The organism is Pseudomonas sp. SL4(2022) (assembly GCF_026625725.1).
In the GTDB taxonomy this organism is placed as follows: domain Bacteria; phylum Pseudomonadota; class Gammaproteobacteria; order Pseudomonadales; family Pseudomonadaceae; genus Aquipseudomonas.
Genome location: NZ_CP113060.1, coordinates 3,900,799 through 3,915,205, shown reverse-complemented (window position 1 = coordinate 3,915,205; position 14,407 = coordinate 3,900,799). Strand labels below are relative to the sequence as shown.

The window sequence follows — 14,407 nt, the reverse complement described above, 5'->3', positions numbered from 1 at the left end:
ATGCGGATCTGTGTAATTGGTGCGGGCTATGTCGGATTGGTCTCAGGCGCCTGTTTTGCTGAAATGGGTAACCACGTCGTTTGCGTCGAGCGCGACCCGAAGCGTGTGGCTGGGCTGTCACGTGGCCAGTCCCCGATATATGAGCCAGGCCTGGAGTGCATGCTGCGGACGCACTTGAACAGTGGGCAATTGAGTTTCAATCAATGCCTGGGCGAGGGGATCAAACACGCCGAAATTATTTTTATCGCGGTGGGCACACCCAGCGGTGAGGATGGATCGGCAGATCTATGCCATGTCTTGGCTGTAGCTGATGCGCTGGGCGAAAAACTGGAGCACCACTGCCTGGTTGTCACAAAATCAACAGTACCCGTTGGTACTGCAGAACGGGTGGCACAGCGAATCAATAATGGTCTGAGCAGGCGCAGCATACGCCTTAACGTGACGGTGGCGAGTAACCCGGAGTTTCTCAAAGAAGGCTCGGCAATTGATGACTTTATGCGACCCGATCGCGTGATCGTTGGTTGTGATGAGCCTGCTGGGCATGAGCTTCTGCGTCGCCTTTATGCACCTTTTTTGCGTAATCATGAACGGCTGCTGGCTATGGGGCTGCGCGCTGCGGAGTTCAGCAAGTACGCAGCCAATGCGTTTCTGGCGACCAAGATTTCCTTTATCAATGAAATGGCCAGTCTCTGCGCAAGCCTGGACGTTGATGTTGAAGATGTCAGGCGCGCAATCGGCAGTGACAAGCGAATAGGGACACACTTTATATATGCAGGCTGTGGCTATGGTGGCTCCTGTTTCCCCAAGGATGTGCGGGCACTCATTCGCTGTGCGGAGCAGGAGGGCATTGAACCGGGCATCCTTCGAGCGGTGGAAGCACGTAATGCGCTACAGAAAACCTTGCTCTTTCAGGCTTTGCGCGAGCATTTCTCAGGTTATTGGCAGAACCGTGTGGTCGCTATATGGGGTTTATCTTTCAAACCTGGTACTGATGATCTGCGAGAAGCGCCTAGCCTGGTTTTGCTCGATGCGCTGTTGCTTGCAGGCGTTACCGTGCAAGCGTGTGACCCTGTAGCCACAACCGCCGTGGCTCAACGTTACAGCCAGGCAATCAGTAGCGGCCAACTGCGTTTGAGTACCTCTCCGTACAGTGTTGCTGAAGGGGCAGATGCGCTCGTTCTGGTCACGGAATGGAAGCAGTTTAGACAGCCCGACTTTGTTCGCATCCGAGGCTTGATGCGCATGCCTGTAGTCTTTGATGGCCGCAACATCTACGAATCAACACAACTAGCTGAACTTGGTTTTTTGTACAGAGGGATTGGTAGACCCGCGCAGGGGCATTGTAAGGCCAGTGCAGCCTGATAAACTGCGCACGCATTTTTCACCCATCCAACCCCAAGGTCTCCCATGATCAAGAAATGCTTGTTCCCAGCAGCCGGTTACGGCACCCGCTTTCTGCCTGCCACCAAGGCTATGCCCAAGGAAATGCTGCCAATTGTGAACAAGCCGTTGATTCAATACGGCGTCGAAGAAGCGCTGGAAGCCGGTCTCAGCGAAATCGCCATGATCACTGGGCGTGGCAAGCGCGCCCTGGAAGACCACTTTGACATCAGCTACGAACTCGAACATCAGATCCGCGACACTGACAAAGAGAAATACCTGGTCGGTATCCGCCGCCTGATTGACGAATGCACGTTCTCCTACACTCGTCAGGTCGAAATGAAAGGACTGGGCCACGCGATTCTCTGTGGCCGCCCGCTGATTGGTGATGAGCCTTTCGCTGTGGTGCTGGCCGATGACCTGTGCCTGAACCTGGAGGGAGACGCCGTGCTGACGCAAATGGTCAAACTCTACAAACAGTTCCGTTGTTCAATCGTGGCGATCCAGGAAGTCCCGCCGGAGGAGACTCACAAATATGGCGTGATCGCCGGCGAGATGATTCGTGATGATATTTACCGCGTTAACAGCATGGTCGAGAAGCCAAAGCCGGAAGATGCGCCGTCGAACCTGGCGATCATCGGTCGCTACATCCTCACGCCGGATATTTTTGACCTGATCGAACAGACCGAGCCAGGCAAGGGTGGGGAAATCCAGATCACCGACGCACTGATGAAGCAGGCGCAGAACGGTTGCGTGATGGCTTATAAGTTCAAGGGCAAGCGCTTTGATTGCGGTGGAGCTGAGGGCTATATCGAAGCCACCAACTTCTGCTTCGAGAACCTCTACAAAACTGGCAAGGCCTATTGATTCAGCCTCTGGTGCGGTAATACACAGCCACCTTCGGGTGGCTGTGTGCATTCAGGACACAGGCATATGTTCGGCACCAGTCCCTAATGGCTGGCCGTAGCTGAACTCCACATAGTTGCCTGCTGGGTCACGCAGGCCGCAGTAGTAGCCAACAGGGTAGGGTTCATCACGCGGTTCCCACACCAGGCAGTCTGCAGCCCTTGCCCGCGCTGCCATGTTATCGACCTGCTCACGACTTTCCAGGGCAAAGCCAAAGTGGCTGTAGTCATCTGCAGCCAATTGGCGATATTGCCCACCCGGCATGATCACAAAAATAAAGCTGTGCTCCTTACCCAATTCGGCCATCCAGACAATTCGTGAGCCTTTGCCTGCGCGCTGGTGAATCACCTGCATCGCACAAAACTGCTCGTAAAAGCTTACGCAGGCATCGAGGTCAGGTACGTGCAAGGCCAAATGAGTAAGGGTAGGGCGCATCACGGTTCTCCTGTTCTGCATGCATCAAGTTTAGGCGCTGACGCGCCTTGGGGTATGCTGGCGGCTTGTTCTGGAGGCTGAAATGACCTACGACTTCGACCTGTTTGTAATTGGTGCCGGTTCCGGCGGTGTGCGGGCTGCGCGATTTGCTGCCGGCTATGGCGCGCGCGTGGCGGTTGCCGAAAGCCGCTACCTAGGCGGGACCTGCGTCAACGTCGGCTGCGTCCCGAAGAAGCTGCTGGTCTATGGCGCACATTTCGCCGACGACTTCGAACAGTCGCAAGGCTTCGGCTGGGAACTGGGGGAGGCCAAGTTCGACTGGTCGACCCTGATCAGCAACAAAAACCGTGAAATCGACCGACTCAATAGTATCTATCGCAACCTGCTGGTTAACAGCGGTGTGACCCTGCTCGAAGGCCATGCGCGGATCGTTGATGAGCACAGCGTTGAACTGGGCGGGCAGCATTACAGCGCCAAGCACATCCTGATCGCCACCGGCGGCTGGCCGCAGATTCCGGAAGTTCCGGGGCATGAACATGCCATCGGCTCGAATGAAGCTTTCTTTCTTGAGCAACTGCCCAAGCGCGTACTGGTCGTGGGCGGTGGTTATATCGCCGTGGAGTTTGCCTCGATCTTCAACGGCCTCGGCGCAACAACCGCGTTGCTCTATCGCGGCGATCTGTTCCTGCGTGGTTTCGACAAGGCCGTGCGTCTGCACCTGCAGGATGAGTTGAACAAGCGCGGCGTGGATCTGCAATTCAACAGCGACATCGCCCGTATTGACAAACAGGCTGATGGCAGCCTGCAGGCCACCCTCAAGGATGGCCGCGTGTTTGAGACCGACTGTGTTTTCTATGCCACCGGACGTCGACCGATGCTCGATAACCTGGGCCTGGAAAATACTCATGTGCAGCTCGATGAGCGCGGCTTTATCAAGGTCGACGAGCAATACCAGACGACGACACCGTCAATCCTCGCCATTGGTGATGTGATCGGTCGCGTGCAGCTGACGCCCGTAGCGCTGGCCGAAGGAATGGCAGTCGCACGACGCCTGTTCAAACCGGATGAATACCGCAGGGTCGACTATCGATTGATCCCAACCGCGGTATTCAGCCTGCCCAATATCGGCACGGTGGGGCTCAGTGAAGAGCAGGCGAAGGAGGAGGGCTATAGCGTCCAAGTATTCGAAAGCCGCTTCCGGCCGATGAAGCTGACCATGACCGAAAGCCAGGAGCGCACCCTGATGAAACTGGTGGTTGACGCTGCGACAGACCGCGTACTGGGCTGTCATATGGTGGGCCCGGACGCCGGTGAAATCGTCCAGGGGCTAGCGGTGGCGCTTAAAGCAGGTGCGACCAAGCGGTTGTTCGATGAAACCATCGGCGTGCACCCAACGGCCGCCGAAGAGTTCGTCACCATGCGAACGCCTTTGTCTACCTGAGGTCAGCATGGCGCAACTGTTCTATCTGGCCGATCTGTTTGGCGTCGCGGTCTTTGCCATCACCGGTGCACTGATGGCCGGACGCAAGTCCATGGATCTATTCGGTGTATTGGTAATTGCCATTGTCACCGCGCTAGGCGGTGGCACGCTGCGTGATGTGATTCTGGACAACCATCCGGTCAGTTGGATTCGCAACGATCTGTATATCGTCGTCGCCTCACTGGCAGCTGTTGGTACCGTGGTCTGGGTACGACTGACGCAGCCAATTCACGAGAAAGGCCTGTTATTGGCCGATGCTTTCGGCCTGGCGGTGTTTACCGTTATTGGCACTGAAGTCGCCATGCAGCACAACGTGCCACATAGCACAGCCGTGATCATGGGGGTGATGACCGGGGTCGCCGGGGGGGTGATGCGTGATGTGATCTGCAATGAAATCCCGCTGATCTTCCAGAAGGAAATTTACGCCACTGCGTGTATTGCCGGCGCTCTGGTATTTATCGCTATGCGCACGCTGGATACACCGCACTGGCTGGATACCGTCGTAGCGATGTTGAGCGTGCTGCTAATTCGTCTGGCGGCCATTCGCTGGCATATAGCGTTACCCAGTTTTCATTTATTGGATCGTGACTGAACGCAAGTCAGCGGAGGACTGCAGCAGGGATTAAATTATGTTGCAGCCCTCACGATCCATATAGTTAAAGTGAAGGTCGTTTCGCATGGTGTTGCGTTGCTCTCCAGCTCAGATACCCTGTGAATGCTAGGGTTCATGGGCTCTATTGCGCTTTTGCTCGGGAGTCATGGCCTTGCTGCGTGTCGATGTTGTGCCGCCACGCTCACCGCGTAACTGCTCCACCCATCGACGTAACGCCGTTGGACCTACGCCCATCGACTTGCAGGCTTCGGGAATTGAATAGCCCTGATCTAGAACCAGGCCGGCTGCTTCGAGGTTGAAATCTGTACTGAATAGATCTTCTGGTCACGTAAACACCTCATTGCTGGGCGAAGCTTAACGCCCTATCGGGGTGTCCAGAGTCGTGAGCCACAACACACACCGCCCCCAAGCGAAGCGCGCAAGCTCTTGATTTTTCAGCACAATCGTGTGGATTCTTAGTCTTAACCATTCCCTGATCTTAAAAAACCTCACGATCATGAGGAATTATTGAAACATGCCGCCTTGTTAGCTAAAATCCTCACATTCGTGTGGAATTGTGATTTTCTCTCTGCGCTGCGCAAAAAATCAGCAAGGTCATGAGGCTTTTCAAATGAAAATCGGCATCGAATCCCCTGGGCAAGTGGGGGCGCTCATTCGAGCAAGTCGCAAGGCCATGCAAATCCGTCAAGACGACGCGGCTGGCATCATTGGCGTGTCCGAGAACTTTTTGGGGAAGGTTGAGCGCGGCGGAGAAACAGTGCAGTGGGGCAAGCTGTTCCAAGTCATGCAGGAGCTCGGCCTTAACGTGACCATTGAGGTGCCAGAACCCTATTGCGACGCTATCAGGGCGCTGCTCGCTGACACGGTAAACAAGAAGTTGGCCAAACAAAACAAGGTGTCTGCCTCTAAGAATCCTGCATCAACGAGCAAGGCTAACTAATGGAACGATTGCTCAACGTCTGGATTAACCAGACCCAGGTGGGCGTCCTGCGCGAGAGCAATGGCCTATGGGCCTTTTGCTACAGCGGGCAGTGGTTGGTCGATCCTTTGGCGCATGCATTGTGTCCATTGCTACCCCTACAAGCCGCGGAACACTTCGATGGTGCTACCACTCGCCCTGTGCAGTGGTATTTCGACAATCTGTTGCCGGAAGAGGGGCAGCGGCAGTTAATCGCTATGGCTGCTGGCGCGGCGATTGAGGATGCTTTCGCCTTGCTGCAGCATTTCGGCGCGGAGTCTGCCGGCTCTCTCACTTTGCTTCCGCCTGGGCAAGCGCCAGAACCAGGTAGCAAGCAGGTATTGCCCGATGCTGAACTGTCAGAGCGCATTTTGGCAATGCCGAAGATTCCCTTGGCCGAGCAAGCTGCCAAGAAAATGTCCCTGGCAGGTGCTCAGCATAAGGTGGCGATCATCTACAGAGATGGCCAGCTATTTGAGCCAACCGGCAGCGAGCCGTCGACTCACATACTCAAGCCCGACCATCCCGGCGATGCATGGCCGCACTCCGTGATCAACGAGTGGTATGTGATGAAACTGGCTGATCGTATCGGGTTGCCTGTACCAAGGGTGTACCGCTTATATGTGCCGCAACCGGTCTATTTGATTGAGCGGTTTGACCGCGCCGAAAATGAGCATGATTGGACCCGTCTCCACTGTATCGACGCGTGCCAGTTGAATGGTCTGTCCAGGGAGTTCAAATACAGCGCCGGCAGTGTTGAACGCATTGCAGATCTGGCCAATCAGTGTCGGCCAGCAGCGCTGGCCCGGTTGCGCCTATTTCAGTGGCTGATCTTCAATGTCCTCGTAGGTAATGAGGACGCACATCTGAAAAACCTCAGCTTCTTGATGTCCGGCAAGGGCGTGCATCTATCTCCCTTCTACGACTTGCTGTGCACGGCCGTATACGGCACACGGGCGTATGACCGAGATCAGTGGCCAGGCCAAACCACTATGGCGTGGCCAATTAATGGCACTCAGCGCTTAGTAGAGATCACTACGCCGTTACTGGTAAGCGCTGGCGAAGCCATGGGGATCAAGCCAACAACAGCCCGGGACAACATTCGGAAACTTGTAGACAGTGTGCGCATAGAAGCACCAAAGCTGCTGGAAGAGGTGATTCAACAAAATGCAGAGCTGTTGCAGGACAGGCAAGAGCTTAAGGCCACATTAGCGGGCGAAGTCCGGCTGTTGAGGAGCATTAATGCGATCGTCATCAACGAGATGACGGCTCAGTTGAGCTGGGGCTTTTAAGGCCTGCATTGTCATCACAGGAACTGAGAGCAGGCCGGAAATGGCCCAGCGACCTTTGGCCACTGGGCTTTTTACCATCGGTGTTGAATTAAATAATATTTACACCGGTTTCTGGGACAAACATAAAGCAGTAAAAGCCGTACTCCACCAACAGCTCACGGCTATCAGTGCTGGAGACCGGCCCCTGGTTGACTTGCCAATTGGCCGTCATGGGGTTACTGATCGGGTTGCCGGCAAAGTCAAAGTTGGTCACCTGGTCTGAACCGTCTTTCTGTGACCAGCTGTCGCAAGCACCGGACGAGTTGTCACAGCGCGCCCAGTGGTAGTCGCCTGGCCAGTTGGCATCACCTGCCGTCGAGACCATCAGCGCTACAAAGTGCCCGCCGAGGTAGCCGGCCCCCAAGCTGCCTGGCGGTTGTGGGTTAGTGCCCTGCTTGCTGGATTTGAATGCAAACAGCTCTTCGAGGCTGGTGCCGACCAATTCCAGCCCGTCCTTGACTGCGTAGCTGCTGACCAGAGCTCCCAGATCGGAGAAGGGCTGTTGAAAGTTTGCGGCGGTGAGCAGGTAGCCACTCTGCCGTCCTGGCTGAGGAAAGGTGTTTGGTGTGATGTTGCAGCCGTAGGCATAACAGTTGTTATTGGGCTGGAAACGGAAAGACATGAAGTTGCCCTGGCAGTCTCCTGCGGGGTCGTAGCGACCGGCAGCCTCTCCGTATACGGTGGCCGAGTATTGGGGTACGCCAATGGTCTTCTGTTCAGGCACGCTGATTTGTACCGTTATAACCGTAGGGGCTAAGTAGTGCTCGTCCGGTACCGCGCCTAGCGCTGGGGCGCGGGTGGTTTGGTGAAAGAAGTCATGGGGCGCAATAACACCGCTGAATTTGAAGGGGCGTGCTGAGCTGTTCATGGCGTATTCCTTTTCGCTGGGTGTGTTGGGACTAAGGGTAGAGCTGGTTGGCGCTGACCATGCTGGAGTAGTTGTAGACCTGCATGGATAGGCTGTTACTTGGCGCAGAACTCGCGTAATGGCCGCTGATAACCAGCCGTGAAGACGCGCCACCGAACTGGCCGGTATCGCTGGCCCAGATGGCCTGATTGTTGCGGTTGTAGAACACTAAGTTGCCGTCATCCTGCATGCGCAGGCGACCCGGCAAATCCCCCGCCTGTAAGGTAATGGGTAGGCGCCACAGCGGCGTGTCCTGGCCGCTGGCTAGCAGTACCGGACCTTGGTCTGGGGTGTTAGTCAGGCTGGCGCTGCCATCCAGGGCGCTGATGCTCTGGTTGGGTAGCAGTTCGGCGTTGATCCGGCTGTCGAGGTAATTGACGCTCAGCATTTCGCCAGCCAGGTTGGTTTGCAGCAGGGTCTGCACCTGCTGGCGTGTCCAGCCGTTGGTAGCGGCGGTAGCCATCAGAATCATCAACTTGGCGAGGGCGGCCATGGGCGTCATGTCCGCTGGCGCTAGGGCGCCCACCTGGGGCAGCCAGGCGCCGGAGGCATAGGCGCTGTTGTTCACTGTACCTGCCAAGACCTGGGTGCAATCGACCAGATTGACGCCGCTCTGGTTGGCCTGGCTCAACGCTTGATAGATGGCCCCTGAGCTGGGTGTGTCCGGATTGCCGGAGGGGAAATTACCTTCGCCATAGGACTCCAGAATAATGCCGCGTGCCCCGGCCGTAACCACAGCGTTTATCAGGGTGGCGAGAAAGGCGCTGGGTGGTGAGATGCTGTAAGGCGCGGGGAACGCGTTCAACTGAACAATCGGAAAATTACTGATGCAGGCCGTTATTTGGTTGAGCTGGTTTTGCTGGCCGGCCAGTACGCTTGGGTTCTCCAAGCTTAGGCTAGCGTGCACGGGGCCGGGTAGGCAGGCTGCGTTGTTGAGCGTCAGATTGATGCCATATTCGGCCAGTGCAGGGTAGTTGGGAGATGAGAAAGCGTCGAACTGGCTCGCGTTGGTTTTAACCACGCGGTTGCCACGGTAGAGGTGGTTGTGAAAATACACGCCCACCTCGGCAATACCACTTTGTGCGGCCGTGACTGCACCGCAGAGGTTCTGATAAGCGTCGGTATTGAAGTTCAGGCTTAACGCTTGGCCGCTGCTGGCCTGGTAATACAGCGGCACCTGCGAGCCGGTTATGACCACCGGCTTGTTCAGCACAGCGGTTGCATAGCCATTGGCGTCGAAGCTGTTGAGCAGAAACGCCAGCGCGGCACCCGAGAAGTCCATGCTATCGGTACCGTGGAGAATGACGAAGCCGTCGTAGGCGGCGTAATTGTTCAAGATACCCTGGGCCATGATGCACCAATCGGTGGGTTGCAGATTGGTACTGTCCAGGGTTTTGCTGGCCGACTCGGGGAAACTGATCTGGGTCAGATAGTCGATGCTGAGGTCAGGGAATTGCTGCTGCAGGATTGGGTTGAGCAACTGCTCACTGGCCGCTGCAAAGGCCGTGGCGCTCATCGGTGCAAGCGGGTTGCCGACGCAGCTGATAGTCCCGCCGGTATTGATAATCGCGATACGCATAGGGTGCCTCCTAGCAAGTCTCGGTTGTGGCTTAACGTTGGGTCAGCAGAACCTGGCGCAGCCGTACGAAACTGGGTGCAGTAGTTCGCTTCAGGTGCTGGGCGCTGAGACTGACCACGGGGGCCATGGCGATGGCGAAGGCAGCACCGAGCTTGAGTTGGTCGGAGAACCAGGGGGCCTCATAAGCCGGGGTGGTCGACCAGTTCTGCCGGATTTCTTCGCTTTGCTGGTTGACGATGTTGCTGAACGCCGTGCTGGGGTCTTGCGGGTCTTTGCGGAACTGCAAGGCGATTTCTGCCAATTCGACCAGTTCAGCATGGGTAAAGGGCTGGCCGGCGTCACGAATCTGCACGGGCGGCTGCTCCTGGCGACGCATGATGCAGTACACCGTTTGCCCGCCGCAGGTTGGATCACGCTGGTACAGCTGCAGGTCGTAGGGCTGATTGGTGGCCACGGCGCAGCCATCACCGGAGTAAGTCACGCCGAAATCCCCACGATTGTCCTGCCGAGGGTCACCTTGCAAGAGCGCCAGTTCGCACTGCACAACACGGCTGCCGAGTTGGTCGATGCGGGCTTGCAATTGGCTGGCATTGGCCTGTGCGGTGCTGTTGTCAGGTGGGTTGGCACCTTGTGCAAAGAGTTGCCAGCTATTGGTGGGCTGGGCGGCTATCAGGTCGAAGAAGGCGTCGATGCAGGCCGGGCTGTCGAGGTGGGCCAGGGTCAGGCTGTTGTGGCTATCAAAGTTGCTGACTACGGCAGTGATGATGCAGGAGGTGGCACTGTCGGAGTAGGCCGTCAGCGGGGTGTCGGCCAGCACGAAGGTTTGGTAGTTGCCCTGGTCGACATAGAAGAACCCTTGCGCGGGCGGGGCGATAGGTGATTGGTCGGCGAGCTTGAGGCTGATGTCGATGGGGCTCATGACAGGATCTCCGGAAACAGGCTGAGGGGGTTGGTCTTCGGGTTGCCGTTGATCTGGTACTCACACTGCGCGCTGCCGGCACTGGCACTGAACAGCGCGGTGGCCTGAGTATGAAATTCGATGCCCAGATAGTCGGTTTCACGGCAAATCGACAGCTCTGTTTCTCCGTAGTACTGGTCACTGAGCAGGGTCTTGATACCCTGATGGCTGGGGTCGATTTGCAGAATGGTTTCGGCGCGCTGCAGGCGCAGGTAGGTGCTGTGATTGGCCGCGTAGTCCACAGCATTGGGCTGTAAGCGAAAATTGTTGGTTGAAACGAAGAACCCTCCCGTTCGCTTGATCAGCCGCACCGGGTCCTGGTTAAACGGGTTGGGCATGTACTCGATCAGAATGCTGATCGGCTGCGTCTTCTGGGGATCTGCCCAGCCGCTGATCAAAGAAATGTCCGGTGCCGGAAATGGCGTCTTGCAGCCTGTGTTGCGATAGAAATCAATCAGGCTTTGCGCCGCCTCGATGGCGCTGGTATGGCTGCTGATGCTGGCCTCGTAAGCGGCAAACAGAGCCTCGGCTTGGGCACTGCTGGCGTAATAGTTGGCCGCAGTGGTGGTGTAGGTGTCGGCGGCGACAAACGCCACGCCATGATCGTTGACCCCTGCCCAGATCCCTGCGCTGCCCTGGCGGGTCATGGCAATGTAGCTATTTACGCCATTACTGCCAGTCCGCACATCCGGCAAGTTGAAGGTGGTAATGGGGATCAGGTCGCACTGTTTGAAGGTGTGGATGCTGCCGCCGTCAAAGACGGTTCCGATGGTGCACATAGGGAGTTCCTTTCCTGTTTACGAGATAGAGACGAGCGCGCGCAATCGGTCTCACGCATAGGGTGAGCCGATAAAGCGCCAGGGGTGATTTCTTACGACTGAAACAGCTTTGGCGGTGCAGAACCGCCAAAAGTGATCGCGAAACAGAGGCGCGGCCTTGCGCATGGGTGACATCGCTCGAATTCCTTTTCAAGGTTTACTGAGCGTAGTCCAGTCTGACCGGATGCCAAGGGCCAAGTTGATGAGGCACCACATGAGAATTGGAGGTGTCTTGGAATATAAAGGGCTGTTCAGTACCTGCCTTTCACACGTCGGTCAGCTTCAATTGGCGGGACCATTTGCCTAGATATCCTGAAGTATGAGAATGCCCGTAGGGTGGATGGAAGGGCATAATCGACTGCTACGGCTTTTTCACAGGACAAGGAAGTTACATGCGCGCGCACCGTGGTCCCCGCAGTTTTCTCATCGGTTTACAACTCATCTTGGCGATGTTGTGGCTTCCGGCGTTGCCGCTCAGCGCAGCTCAATCCTCTGCCAGTACCGTGGAGTTCCCCGTTTGGCGTCGCAGCTGGGTGGGTAACTTGGGGAGCAAGCAGGTAGAGGTCGCGCTGAACCGCTCTGCCGATAGCCTTTCGGGCAGCTACTGCTATCAGCCCTGTCGGGCCGAGACGCGCAGGCAGCTTGTACTGAGTGGCCAGATGCGAGGCGAGGGCGCCGTGCTGACCGAGCGAGACAGCGGTAATGGCGCCGCTGATACAGGCACCTGGCGTATCGAGTCTTTTGATAACGGTATTACCGGCACTTGGACCTCGCCCAATGGTAAGCGTGAGCTTCCACTGGCCTTAAGCCCGAACCAGGACGATCTGGAGAAACGCTTCCCCTATGAGATGCGGTTGCTAGCCGATGCTTTGCCGGAAGAAGAGGGCGCTGGTTGCCCCACACCGCCGCTGGTCTCAGCTATACGCCTCTATAAGGATGGCGCATTAATCCAGACCCTGGAGACTGAGTCCCAAGGAACTTGCAGCATTTTCACGCCCGATCTCATTGACGCGAACTTCGATGGTTGGCCTGACCTAAGTCTCGCCATGTTTCTCCCTGCGGGACCAAACATTCCGCATCAGACATGGCTGTACGATGTGGCCACGGGCCGCTTCGTCGATGCGCCCGCAGGGTTACAGGACATCAGTTCGGCCGAGTTCGACCCTGTTCATCGCGTCGTCTACTCCTACTGGCGAGCCAGTTGCTGCGAGCACGGCGTTTCAACCTATCGCTGGACAGATGGCGACCTTGAGGAAATCGACTCCCAGAGCAGTTACTTGCTTCCGCTGATGAGCGGAACCGAGCGACGCAGTTGCTACATCATGCCCAGCTACATTGACGGTAATATCGAGTTCGCCAGTCGGGTTGAACAGGTAAGTGATGGTTCGTTGAAACTGCGTCAGATCGATCCGAAGTCCTGCGACATCGATAGTGGTGCTCACTACGAGCGAACCTATATCGACATCTGGCAGCCCAGCCAGAACGGACAGAAATCGACCCTTTTGCGAACGGAAGAAATAGCCTGGAAACAAACAGAGACGTCTAAAGGCCAACGCTTTTGTCCCGAGGTGCCGTTCTTCGACAGTGGGCGTATCAAGCGCGTAGTGCTCAGTGAGAATCCTGATATGTGCAGAGAGCAGAGCCCGCGGCAGGAATAGTTACGTCTGCGCAGTTGGGCGTAGCACGATCTCGTTACCGCAACATCGGCAGGCTGCTCGACGTTGCGGTAACGCCCTCGATTGCAACACTTCTGAAACGGCATTCATTTAACATAATATACATTATGCGAACCGATGGATTTCTGCAGTGAGTCCAGACACTTCAGGATTCACTGCACTCGCCCTGATTTTGGCTTCGCATAATGAGAGTTATGTTTAATGCAGGCCAAGATCCAGCAACACGCGGCCACGGCTTGGGCAGGTTTCCATGTAACGATGCGCTTCGACTACATCGTCGAAACTGTAAACCTTGTCGATCAGCGGTTTGAGTAAACCATCTGCTGTCAGCTGATTGATGCCTTGCACAGCCTTGGCAACGGCAACTGAATCCTGCGGAATATTCAGCTCTTCCTTGCCAGTGAAATTACCGATGCAATGCACGAAGAATTGAATGTTCTTCTGGAACGCCGCACAAGCTGGGAATGGCGTTTCATTGCCGCCTTGCAGATCGAACAAGATCAGCCGACCGCGCGGCGCGATGGCGTCGCCCAGCAGGCACATCTGCGGGCCGCCAAGCGCATCCATCACCACATTCACACCACGGCCATCGGTCAGCTTGCTGACGCGGCTAACCAGATCCTGTTCCTCAGTGAGGATGATGTGATCCGCGCCCAGCTGCTTGAGAAAGTCACGGTCCTCGGCAAAGGCTGTCGCCGCAATGACTGTTGCGCCCAAGGCTTTGCCCATCTGCACGATGTACGGGCCCCAACAGCGGCTTGCGGCCGTTACCAGCACGGTTTCACCGGGCTGCAAACGCGCCAGTTCGCTGAAACCGAACCAGCCGACCATCGATGGTAGATAGTGCACGGCGGCCTGTTGAGCGGTCAGGTTCTCCGGGTAACGCGCCAAGGAACTGCGTGGCAATACCACATGCTCGGCGTAACTGGGATAACGGTTGGCGCTGTGCCCCGGGAAGCTCGCTACTCGATCACCCACAGTCAAATCAGTCACGCCATCGCCGAGGGCCAGCACCACGCCGGCCAGTTCGTGGCCCAGGCCTGCCGGCAATTGCGTTGGGGTATTGCCCAGATTCTGCCGCCAGAGCACGTCGTACCAGCTGACACCTACAGCTTCAACACCGACCAGCACTTCACCAGCGGCGGGCGCCGGGGCTTGACGCTCTTCGATCTTGAGGACATCGGCCTCACCAAACTCGTGGAAACGCACTATGCGGGACATCGCAAACCTCTTCGGTTGACCCATTCAGGTCGCGGCAACTGTTCAGCATCTCTGCGCGATACAGCGATGGCGACCTCTTATGGCCACGGACTTTATCCGGGCTTTGCCAGCAATTCCACCGCTCAGGGCTGATATTCACCATGCT

Annotated in this window: 13 protein-coding genes and 1 pseudogene; 7 read left to right on the top strand and 7 right to left on the bottom strand. The window is 56.5% G+C overall.

From position 1 onward, the window contains the following. Window positions 1-1,362 carry a UDP-glucose dehydrogenase family protein gene (locus OU997_RS18495; protein ID WP_267807959.1) on the top strand — a complete coding sequence of 454 codons (1,362 nt, stop codon included), beginning with the start codon at window positions 1-3 and terminating at the stop codon, window positions 1,360-1,362. Window positions 1,363-1,407: 45 nt separating this feature from the next. Beyond that, the gene (galU, locus tag OU997_RS18490; RefSeq protein ID WP_108486000.1) at window positions 1,408-2,247 is read left to right on the top strand and encodes a UTP--glucose-1-phosphate uridylyltransferase GalU; all 840 of its coding nucleotides are present in this window, start codon (window positions 1,408-1,410) and stop codon (window positions 2,245-2,247) included. 51 nt (window positions 2,248-2,298) lie between these two features. Here the strand turns inward: galU and OU997_RS18485 are convergent, their stop codons facing one another. After that, window positions 2,299-2,721, bottom strand: coding sequence for a VOC family protein (locus OU997_RS18485; RefSeq protein ID WP_108485999.1), 423 nt, complete (start codon window positions 2,719-2,721; stop codon window positions 2,299-2,301). Window positions 2,722-2,803: 82 nt separating this feature from the next. Here OU997_RS18485 and gorA point away from each other — a divergent pair, with 82 nt between their 5' ends. Together gorA and OU997_RS18475 are read left to right on the top strand one after the other, a co-directional pair. Beyond that, window positions 2,804-4,162 carry a glutathione-disulfide reductase gene (gene gorA, locus OU997_RS18480; RefSeq protein ID WP_267807957.1) on the top strand — a complete coding sequence of 453 codons (1,359 nt, stop codon included), beginning with the start codon at window positions 2,804-2,806 and terminating at the stop codon, window positions 4,160-4,162. 7 nt (window positions 4,163-4,169) lie between these two features. Then, window positions 4,170-4,793 carry a trimeric intracellular cation channel family protein gene (locus tag OU997_RS18475; protein WP_108485997.1) on the top strand — a complete coding sequence of 208 codons (624 nt, stop codon included), beginning with the start codon at window positions 4,170-4,172 and terminating at the stop codon, window positions 4,791-4,793. A 147-nt stretch (window positions 4,794-4,940) separates the two neighbouring features. On the opposite strand, the pseudogene OU997_RS18470 reads toward OU997_RS18475, so the two are convergent. Then, window positions 4,941-5,126: pseudogene (locus OU997_RS18470) on the bottom strand (transposase); the annotation flags it as partial. Window positions 5,127-5,424: 298 nt separating this feature from the next. On the opposite strand from OU997_RS18470, the gene OU997_RS18465 reads away from it, so the two are divergent. After that, on the top strand, window positions 5,425-5,754 hold the full coding sequence (locus tag OU997_RS18465) for a transcriptional regulator (protein WP_267807956.1): 330 nt from the start codon (window positions 5,425-5,427) through the stop codon (window positions 5,752-5,754). Then, a complete protein-coding gene (locus tag OU997_RS18460; RefSeq protein WP_267807954.1) occupies window positions 5,754-7,064 on the top strand; it encodes a HipA domain-containing protein in 1,311 nt (436 codons plus the stop codon). Before OU997_RS18465 ends, OU997_RS18460 begins: the two co-directional genes overlap by 1 nt. Window positions 7,065-7,152: 88 nt before the next feature. Here OU997_RS18460 and OU997_RS18455 read toward each other — a convergent pair whose 3' ends face one another. From OU997_RS18455 to OU997_RS18440, 4 genes are read right to left on the bottom strand one after another with little or no spacing between them, the layout of a single operon-like run. Next, window positions 7,153-7,971 carry a hypothetical protein gene (locus OU997_RS18455; RefSeq protein ID WP_108485993.1) on the bottom strand — a complete coding sequence of 273 codons (819 nt, stop codon included), beginning with the start codon at window positions 7,969-7,971 and terminating at the stop codon, window positions 7,153-7,155. A 31-nt stretch (window positions 7,972-8,002) separates the two neighbouring features. Beyond that, window positions 8,003-9,589, bottom strand: coding sequence for an asparaginase domain-containing protein (locus OU997_RS18450; protein WP_267807953.1), 1,587 nt, complete (start codon window positions 9,587-9,589; stop codon window positions 8,003-8,005). A 31-nt stretch (window positions 9,590-9,620) separates the two neighbouring features. Further along, window positions 9,621-10,508 carry a hypothetical protein gene (locus OU997_RS18445; protein ID WP_267807951.1) on the bottom strand — a complete coding sequence of 296 codons (888 nt, stop codon included), beginning with the start codon at window positions 10,506-10,508 and terminating at the stop codon, window positions 9,621-9,623. Continuing rightward, window positions 10,505-11,326, bottom strand: a complete 822-nt coding sequence (locus OU997_RS18440) for a hypothetical protein (protein WP_108485990.1) — start codon at window positions 11,324-11,326, stop codon at window positions 10,505-10,507. The genes OU997_RS18445 and OU997_RS18440 overlap by 4 nt, the downstream gene beginning before the upstream one ends. A gap of 431 nt (window positions 11,327-11,757) precedes the next feature. Between OU997_RS18440 and OU997_RS18435 the strand changes: the two genes are divergently transcribed. Next, a complete protein-coding gene (locus tag OU997_RS18435) occupies window positions 11,758-13,023 on the top strand; it encodes an XAC2610-related protein (RefSeq protein ID WP_267807950.1) in 1,266 nt (421 codons plus the stop codon). Window positions 13,024-13,239: 216 nt separating this feature from the next. Here OU997_RS18435 and OU997_RS18430 read toward each other — a convergent pair whose 3' ends face one another. Next, complete coding sequence (locus tag OU997_RS18430; RefSeq protein ID WP_108488967.1) at window positions 13,240-14,262, bottom strand: zinc-dependent alcohol dehydrogenase family protein; 1,023 nt, start codon at window positions 14,260-14,262, stop codon at window positions 13,240-13,242. Window positions 14,263-14,407 lie beyond the last annotated feature (145 nt).

Coding starts and splice junctions, on each gene's coding strand:
- OU997_RS18495 (WP_267807959.1), top strand. CDS start 1: ATGCGGATCTGTGTAATTGGTGCGGGCTATGTCGGATTGGTCTCAGGC.
- galU (WP_108486000.1), top strand. CDS start 1,408: ATGATCAAGAAATGCTTGTTCCCAGCAGCCGGTTACGGCACCCGCTTT.
- OU997_RS18485 (WP_108485999.1), bottom strand. CDS start 2,721: ATGCGCCCTACCCTTACTCATTTGGCCTTGCACGTACCTGACCTCGAT.
- gorA (WP_267807957.1), top strand. CDS start 2,804: ATGACCTACGACTTCGACCTGTTTGTAATTGGTGCCGGTTCCGGCGGT.
- OU997_RS18475 (WP_108485997.1), top strand. CDS start 4,170: ATGGCGCAACTGTTCTATCTGGCCGATCTGTTTGGCGTCGCGGTCTTT.
- OU997_RS18465 (WP_267807956.1), top strand. CDS start 5,425: ATGAAAATCGGCATCGAATCCCCTGGGCAAGTGGGGGCGCTCATTCGA.
- OU997_RS18460 (WP_267807954.1), top strand. CDS start 5,754: ATGGAACGATTGCTCAACGTCTGGATTAACCAGACCCAGGTGGGCGTC.
- OU997_RS18455 (WP_108485993.1), bottom strand. CDS start 7,971: ATGAACAGCTCAGCACGCCCCTTCAAATTCAGCGGTGTTATTGCGCCC.
- OU997_RS18450 (WP_267807953.1), bottom strand. CDS start 9,589: ATGCGTATCGCGATTATCAATACCGGCGGGACTATCAGCTGCGTCGGC.
- OU997_RS18445 (WP_267807951.1), bottom strand. CDS start 10,508: ATGAGCCCCATCGACATCAGCCTCAAGCTCGCCGACCAATCACCTATC.
- OU997_RS18440 (WP_108485990.1), bottom strand. CDS start 11,326: ATGTGCACCATCGGAACCGTCTTTGACGGCGGCAGCATCCACACCTTC.
- OU997_RS18435 (WP_267807950.1), top strand. CDS start 11,758: ATGCGCGCGCACCGTGGTCCCCGCAGTTTTCTCATCGGTTTACAACTC.
- OU997_RS18430 (WP_108488967.1), bottom strand. CDS start 14,262: ATGTCCCGCATAGTGCGTTTCCACGAGTTTGGTGAGGCCGATGTCCTC.